This is a genomic window from uncultured Ralstonia sp., from assembly GCA_913056305.1.
Lineage (GTDB): Bacteria > Pseudomonadota > Gammaproteobacteria > Burkholderiales > Burkholderiaceae > Ralstonia.
In genome coordinates this window covers 23,995-30,221 of the sequence record CAJXMR010000044.1, presented here as the reverse complement: position 1 = coordinate 30,221, position 6,227 = coordinate 23,995, and the positions used below count along the sequence as shown (strand labels likewise).

The following is a 6,227-nucleotide window of genomic DNA, read 5'->3' as shown; positions in this document are numbered from 1 at the left end:
CCGACCTGGAGACGCCGCTGTCGCTGTATCTGAAGCTGGCGCAATCGCACGACCGTGGCACGCACACCTTCCTGCTGGAATCGGTGGTGGGCGGCGAGCGCTTCGGGCGCTACTCGTTCATCGGCCTGCACGCGCGCACCCTGCTGCGCGTGACCGGCAACCACACCGAAGTCGTGACCGACGGCAAGGTGGTGGAGACGCACGAAGGCAACCCGCTCGACTTCATCGCCGCCTTCGAGCGCCGCCAGAAAGTGGCGCTGCGCCCGGGCCTGCCGCGCTTCTGCGGCGGCCTGGCCGGCTACTTCGGCTACGACGCCGTGCGCTTCATCGAGCCACGCCTGGCCGAGACCACCCCGCCCGACGACCTGCAACTGCCCGACATCCAGCTCATGCTGTGCGAAGAGCTGGCCGTGATCGACAACCTGTCGGGCAAGCTCTACCTGATCGTCTACGCCGATCCGTCCAAGCCCGAGGCCTACTCGCGCGCCAAGCAGCGCCTGCGCGCGCTGCGCACCAAGCTGCATCAGCCGGTGGACGTGCCGGTGACGTCGCCGTCGGTGCGCACGGACACCATCCGCGAATTCGACAAAGCGGATTACATCACCGCCGTGCTCAAGGCCAAGGAGTACATCGCCGCCGGCGACATGATGCAGGTGCAGGTCGGCCAGCGCCTGGTCAAGCCGTTCCGCGATGCGCCGCTGTCTTTGTACCGCGCGCTGCGCTCGCTGAACCCGTCGCCCTATATGTACTTCTACAACTTCGGCGACATGCAGATCGTCGGGGCCTCGCCGGAGATCCTGGTGCGCCAGGAAGAGCGCCGCATTCCAACCACTGGGGCCGGCACGAATGGTGCGACCGACGGCAACGGCAACAGCGCCGATGAAGCCGCCCGCATCGTGACGATCCGCCCGCTGGCCGGCACCCGCCCGCGCGGCGCCACGCCCGAGCGCGATGCCGAACTCGCCACCGAGCTGCTCAACGACCCGAAGGAGATCGCCGAGCACGTCATGCTGATCGACCTGGCGCGCAACGACATCGGCCGCATCGCCGAGATCGGCTCGGTCAAGGTGACCGACCAGATGATCATCGAGAAGTACTCGCACGTGCAGCACATCGTCAGCTCGGTCGAGGGGCGCTTGAAGCCCGGCATGACCAATATGGACGTGCTGCGCGCGACCTTCCCGGCCGGCACGCTGTCGGGCGCGCCCAAGGTGCGCGCGATGGAGATCATCGACGAGCTGGAGCCGGTCAAGCGCGGCATCTACGGCGGCGCGGTGGGCTACCTGTCGTTCTCGGGCGAGATGGACCTGGCGATCGCCATCCGCACCGGCATCATCAAGGACGGCAATCTGTACGTGCAGGCCGCCGCCGGCGTGGTGGCCGATTCGGACCCGGACGCCGAATGGCGCGAGACCGAACACAAGGCGCGCGCCGTGCTGCGCGCCGCCGAGCAAGTGCAGGACGGCCTCGACGCCGATTTCTATTGATGAGGTAAGGAGACCAACATGCTTTTGATGATCGACAACTACGACTCCTTTACCTACAACATCGTCCAGTACTTCGGCGAGCTGGGTCAGGACGTGCGCACGTATCGCAACGACGAGATCACGATCGAGGACATCGAGCGCCTGAACCCCGAGCGCATCTGCCTGTCGCCCGGGCCGTGCACGCCCACGGAGGCGGGCATCCTGGTGCCGGCGCTCAAGCACTTTGCCGGGCGCATCCCCATCCTGGGCGTGTGCCTGGGGCACCAGGCCATCGGCGATGCGTTTGGCGGGCGCGTGATCCGCGCGCAGAAGGTGATGCACGGCAAGGTCAGCACCATCGAGAACACCGGCGTGGGCGTGTTCGCCAATCTGCCGCGCCACTTCAAGGTGACGCGCTACCACTCGCTGGCGATCGAGCGCGAGACCCTGCCCGACTGCCTGGAAGTAACCGCCTGGACCGACGACGGCGAGATCATGGGCGTGCGCCACAAGACGCTGCCGGTGGAAGGCGTGCAGTTCCACCCGGAATCGATCCTGTCGGAACACGGCCACGCGCTGCTCGGCAACTTCCTGAAGGAACGCGTCTGATGCGCGCCCGCGTGTGCGTGGTTGCGGCGGCGATGATGGCGTCCCTGCCCGCGCTGGCCGACACGCTGGAAGCCTGCCGCGCCGCCCAGCCCGAATCCGGCGACGTCGCCCGGTGTGTGCAGTCCGCCCGCAAGATGGCGCTGGCGGAGCTGACGGCCGCGGAATCGGCGCGACGCGCGGCCCTGCGCGCACGCATCGCCGCCCGCGACGGCATCGACCGCGGCGCCGCCATGGCCTTCGACCGCACCGTGCGCGCGCACCAACTCTATCGGCAGGCCGAATGCGACCTGTCCCGCCGCCTGGCCCGCAATACGCCCAACGCCGACCTGGCCGAGGGCGCGTGCGAGGCCGATCTCTCGCGCGAGCGCATCGGCGCCCTGCGCGAGGCTGCAGCACCGGCAACCCCGGCCGCAGCCCCGGCGACTCCCAACTGAATACGAGACGACCATGTCCATCACGCCCCAAGAAGCGCTGACACGATGTATCGAACACCGAGAGATTTTCCACGACGAGATGCTGCACCTCATGCGGCTGATCATGCGCGGCGAGATGTCGCCCGTCATGGCCGCCGCCATCACCATGGGGCTGCGCGTCAAAAAAGAGACCATCGGCGAAATCGCGGCCGCCGCCACCGTGATGCGCGAGTTCGCCACCAAGGTCGAGGTACCGGCTGAGGTGTCGGAGCACTTTGTCGACATCGTCGGCACCGGCGGCGACGGCGCCAACACCTTCAACATCTCCACCGCGTCGATGTTCGTCGCGGCGGCGGCCGGCGCGCGCATCGCCAAGCACGGCGGGCGCGGCGTCAGCTCCAAGTCGGGCAGCGCCGACGTGCTGGAGGCGCTGGGCGTGAACATCATGCTCACGCCCGAGCAGGTGGCCGAATCCATCGAGACGGCGGGCATCGGCTTCATGTTCGCGCCCAACCACCACCCGGCCATGAAGAACGTCGCGCCCGTCCGCCGCGAGCTGGGCGTGCGCACCATCTTCAACATCCTCGGGCCGCTCACCAACCCGGCCGGCGCGCCGAACATCCTGATGGGCGTGTTCCACCCGGACCTGGTCGGCATCCAGGTGCGCGTGATGCAGCGCCTGGGCGCCAAGCACGCCGTGGTGGTCTACGGCAAAGACGGCATGGACGAGGTGTCGCTCGGCGCCGCGACGCTGGTCGGCGAGCTGAAGGACGGCGTGGTGACCGAATACGAGATCCACCCGGAGGACTTTGGGTTGCAGATGGTCTCCAACCGCAGCCTGAAAGTGGCCGACGCGGAGGAATCCAAGGCCATGCTGATCGAGGCGCTGGAGAACAAGCCGGGCACGCCGCGCGAGATCGTCTCGCTCAACGCGGGCGCGGCGCTGTATGCGGCCAACCTGACCGGCTCGATCGGCGACGGCATGAAGCTGGCGCGCGAGGCGATCGCCACCGGCGCGGCGCGTGCCAAGCTCGACGAACTGGTTCGCGTCACCAACAAGTTCAAAGCCTGATATGTCCGACATCCTGCAGAAGATACTGGCCGTGAAGGCCGAAGAAGTGGCCGCCGCGCGCAAGCATCGGGACCTCCCGAGCGTGCGCGCCGAGGCCGAGGCCAACCGCGACGACAGCACCCTTGGGCCCCGCGGCTTTGCGCAGGCCATGCGCGACAAGATCGGCGCCGGCCACGCCGCCGTCATCGCCGAGGTGAAGAAGGCGTCGCCGTCCAAGGGCGTGCTGCGCCCGGACTTCAAGCCCGCCGACATCGCCCGCAGCTATGCCGAGCACGGCGCTGCGTGCCTGTCGGTGCTGACCGACGAGCAGTTCTTCCAGGGCCACGCCGACTACCTGCAAGAGGCCCGCGCCGCCTGCCCGCTGCCGGTGCTGCGCAAGGATTTCATGGTCGACCTGTACCAGGTGTACGAGGCGCGCTCGTGGGGCGCGGACTGCATCCTGCTGATCGTCGCCGCGCTGGACCAGGGGCTGATGACCGAGCTGGAAGCCTGCGCGCTCGAACTCGGCATGGACGTGCTGGTGGAAGTGCACGACGGCCACGAGCTGGAGCGCGCGCTGCGCCTGTCGACGCCGCTGGTGGGCGTGAACAACCGCAACCTGCGCACGTTCGAGACCACGCTCGACACCACGCTCGGCCTGCTCAAGCACATGCCGGATGACCGTGTTGTCGTGACGGAATCGGGCATCCTCGCGCCGGACGACGTGCGCAAGATGCGCGCGGCGGCCGTCAACGCCTTCCTGGTCGGCGAAGCCTTCATGCGCGCCGATGACCCCGGTGCCGAACTGGCCCGCCTGTTTGCCTGACCGATGGCTCTTGAGATTGAATTGAAGCTGGCCGTGCCGGCTGGCGCGCACGATGCGCTGGTCGGCTGGCTGGATGCGCATGCCCGGTCAGCGGGCACAGTAGTCTTGGCCAATGTCTATTACGACACGCCCGACCAGGCGCTGGCCCGCAACCGTGCCGCGCTGCGCGTGCGTTTGCATGGCGAGCAATGGCTGCAGACGCTCAAAACCGCAGCAGTGAGTACGGCTGGTTTGAGCGCGCGTCATGAATGGGAAGTGCCGCTGACAAGCGACGCGCTGTCGGTCGATGCTTTTGTTGCGCACGACGCGACCGAAGCCGCCGACTATGTACGCCCGCACGCCAGCCGCCTCGTCCCGCTGTTCCGCACCGATTTCACGCGCCGCCTGTGGCACGTCGCGGTCGATGGTAGCGAGATCGAGATCGCGCTGGATGCCGGCGCCATCCTGATCCCCGGCACCGACGCACGCGAGCCCATCGACGAGCTGGAGCTGGAATGGAAGCCGGCTGCCGGCAGCGCACTTAGCGAAGACGCGATTGCCGAGCGCCTGCACGCGTGGACGCAGGCGCTGCGTGCCGCCGTCCCGGGCCTCGTGCCGCTGGACGTCAGCAAGGCACAGCGCGGCTACCAGTTGCGCGCCAAAGCGGCCGGAGCCCACGAATGACGCGCAAAGCCGATCCCGCCCAAGCGGCCTTGTTCGACGAGCCCACCGCTGAAGTGACCGCTGGTGACTTCATTCCGCTGGCCACGCAGTTCGACGCCCTGCCCGCCGACTGGAAGTCGCTCCTCACGCCCTGCCTCGCGCAGACCGACTGGCCGGCGCTGTGCGCCTTCGTCGACGGCGAGCGCGCGGCGGGCAAGCCGATCTTCCCGACTGACGTGTTCCGCGCGCTGCACCTGACACGGGTGGACGACGTGCGCGTGGTGATCCTCGGCCAGGACCCGTACCACGGCACGGGCACGGTCGACGGCCGCGAGATTCCGCAGGCGCATGGGCTGGCGTTCTCGGTACAGGCCGGCGTGCGCGTGCCGCCGAGCCTGCGCAATATCTACAAGGAAATCGAAGCGGAGTTTGGCGAGAAGCTGCCGGGCACGTCAGGCAACCTGGAAGGCTGGGCGCAGCAAGGTGTGCTGCTGCTCAACACCGTGCTGACGGTGGAGCAAGGCCAGGCGGCCAGTCACGCCAAGCGCGGGTGGGAGCGCATTACCGATTGTCTGCTGGAGCATCTGGCGCGCGTCGGCCACAAGCGGGTGTTCATGCTGTGGGGCAGCCATGCGCAGGCCAAGCGGGCGTTATTGCCGGATGGGCATTTGGTGCTGGAGGCGCCGCACCCGTCGCCGTTGTCGGCGCATCGTGGGTTTCTGGGGTGCGGGCATTTCAAGGCGGCCAATGATTGGCTGACGGTGCAGCGGCAGCCGGGCATTGATTGGCTCAAGCCGCAAGCAGGCTGAGCGCTCCACATGCAGGATCAGTGCAAGCCGGCGTCATCCTGCGTTTCTGTGCCGTCCCAGATCGTCAACGCTTTGAACGCGCCCTCGGCGTAGTCGAGGCAGGTCCAAAGGTATTCGGCCTGCCTCACCTCTTCCAATGCTCTGAAGTGTTCGAACCCGCTCGCATGCAACATGCTCAGTAGGGTGCGCAGCTTGGACAGCCTGTCGAACAGGTCGGCGTGGGCCTGAAAGCGGCGGACATCGGGGAAGGTGCTGCGGTCTGTCATGGCGTGGTCTCCGTCAGGAATGAGGAAACGCGCCACCGGCGAAAGGCGGGTGGGCGAGCACTGACAAGGTTCGAACACGAGGACTAACTCTCGCTGCGGCCGAAGCCGCCCCTGCCAGGCTCGCCCGTAAGGGAGAGCGGCCACG

General features: G+C 67.6%; 8 protein-coding genes. 7 read left to right on the top strand and 1 reads right to left on the bottom strand.

Annotated elements, in window-relative coordinates:
- From QZ609_RS10050 to QZ609_RS10020, 7 genes are all read left to right on the top strand, one after another.
- On the top strand, positions 1 to 1,487 hold a 1,487-nt coding region (locus QZ609_RS10050; protein ID WP_295493892.1), incomplete at its 5' end, for a chorismate-binding protein.
- Positions 1,488 to 1,505: 18 nt separating this feature from the next.
- Positions 1,506 to 2,075 carry an aminodeoxychorismate/anthranilate synthase component II gene (locus tag QZ609_RS10045; protein WP_295493890.1) on the top strand — a complete coding sequence of 190 codons (570 nt, stop codon included), beginning with the start codon at positions 1,506 to 1,508 and terminating at the stop codon, positions 2,073 to 2,075.
- A complete protein-coding gene (locus QZ609_RS10040; RefSeq protein ID WP_295493889.1) occupies positions 2,075 to 2,509 on the top strand; it encodes a lysozyme inhibitor LprI family protein in 435 nt (144 codons plus the stop codon). Before QZ609_RS10045 ends, QZ609_RS10040 begins: the two co-directional genes overlap by 1 nt.
- Before the next feature lie 13 nt (positions 2,510 to 2,522).
- Positions 2,523 to 3,560, top strand: coding sequence for an anthranilate phosphoribosyltransferase (gene trpD, locus QZ609_RS10035; protein WP_295493887.1), 1,038 nt, complete (start codon positions 2,523 to 2,525; stop codon positions 3,558 to 3,560).
- Between the two features lies 1 nt (position 3,561).
- Complete coding sequence (gene trpC, locus QZ609_RS10030; RefSeq protein WP_295493886.1) at positions 3,562 to 4,365, top strand: indole-3-glycerol phosphate synthase TrpC; 804 nt, start codon at positions 3,562 to 3,564, stop codon at positions 4,363 to 4,365.
- A 3-nt stretch (positions 4,366 to 4,368) separates the two neighbouring features.
- Entirely contained in the window at positions 4,369 to 5,028 is a 660-nt protein-coding gene (locus tag QZ609_RS10025; RefSeq protein WP_295493885.1) for a CYTH domain-containing protein, read from the top strand.
- Positions 5,025 to 5,816, top strand: a complete 792-nt coding sequence (locus QZ609_RS10020; protein ID WP_295493883.1) for a uracil-DNA glycosylase — start codon at positions 5,025 to 5,027, stop codon at positions 5,814 to 5,816. Before QZ609_RS10025 ends, QZ609_RS10020 begins: the two co-directional genes overlap by 4 nt.
- A gap of 17 nt (positions 5,817 to 5,833) precedes the next feature.
- Here the strand turns inward: QZ609_RS10020 and QZ609_RS10015 are convergent, their stop codons facing one another.
- Complete coding sequence (locus QZ609_RS10015; RefSeq protein WP_295493882.1) at positions 5,834 to 6,082, bottom strand: hypothetical protein; 249 nt, start codon at positions 6,080 to 6,082, stop codon at positions 5,834 to 5,836.
- Between the last annotated feature and the right edge of the window lie 145 nt (positions 6,083 to 6,227).

Excerpts from the sequence above, each read along its gene's own strand:
- QZ609_RS10045 (WP_295493890.1), top strand. The coding sequence starts at position 1,506 with ATGCTTTTGATGATCGACAACTACGACTCCTTTACCTACAACATCGTC.
- QZ609_RS10040 (WP_295493889.1), top strand. The coding sequence starts at position 2,075 with ATGCGCGCCCGCGTGTGCGTGGTTGCGGCGGCGATGATGGCGTCCCTG.
- trpD (WP_295493887.1), top strand. The coding sequence starts at position 2,523 with ATGTCCATCACGCCCCAAGAAGCGCTGACACGATGTATCGAACACCGA.
- trpC (WP_295493886.1), top strand. The coding sequence starts at position 3,562 with ATGTCCGACATCCTGCAGAAGATACTGGCCGTGAAGGCCGAAGAAGTG.
- QZ609_RS10025 (WP_295493885.1), top strand. The coding sequence starts at position 4,369 with ATGGCTCTTGAGATTGAATTGAAGCTGGCCGTGCCGGCTGGCGCGCAC.
- QZ609_RS10020 (WP_295493883.1), top strand. The coding sequence starts at position 5,025 with ATGACGCGCAAAGCCGATCCCGCCCAAGCGGCCTTGTTCGACGAGCCC.
- QZ609_RS10015 (WP_295493882.1), bottom strand. The coding sequence starts at position 6,082 with ATGACAGACCGCAGCACCTTCCCCGATGTCCGCCGCTTTCAGGCCCAC.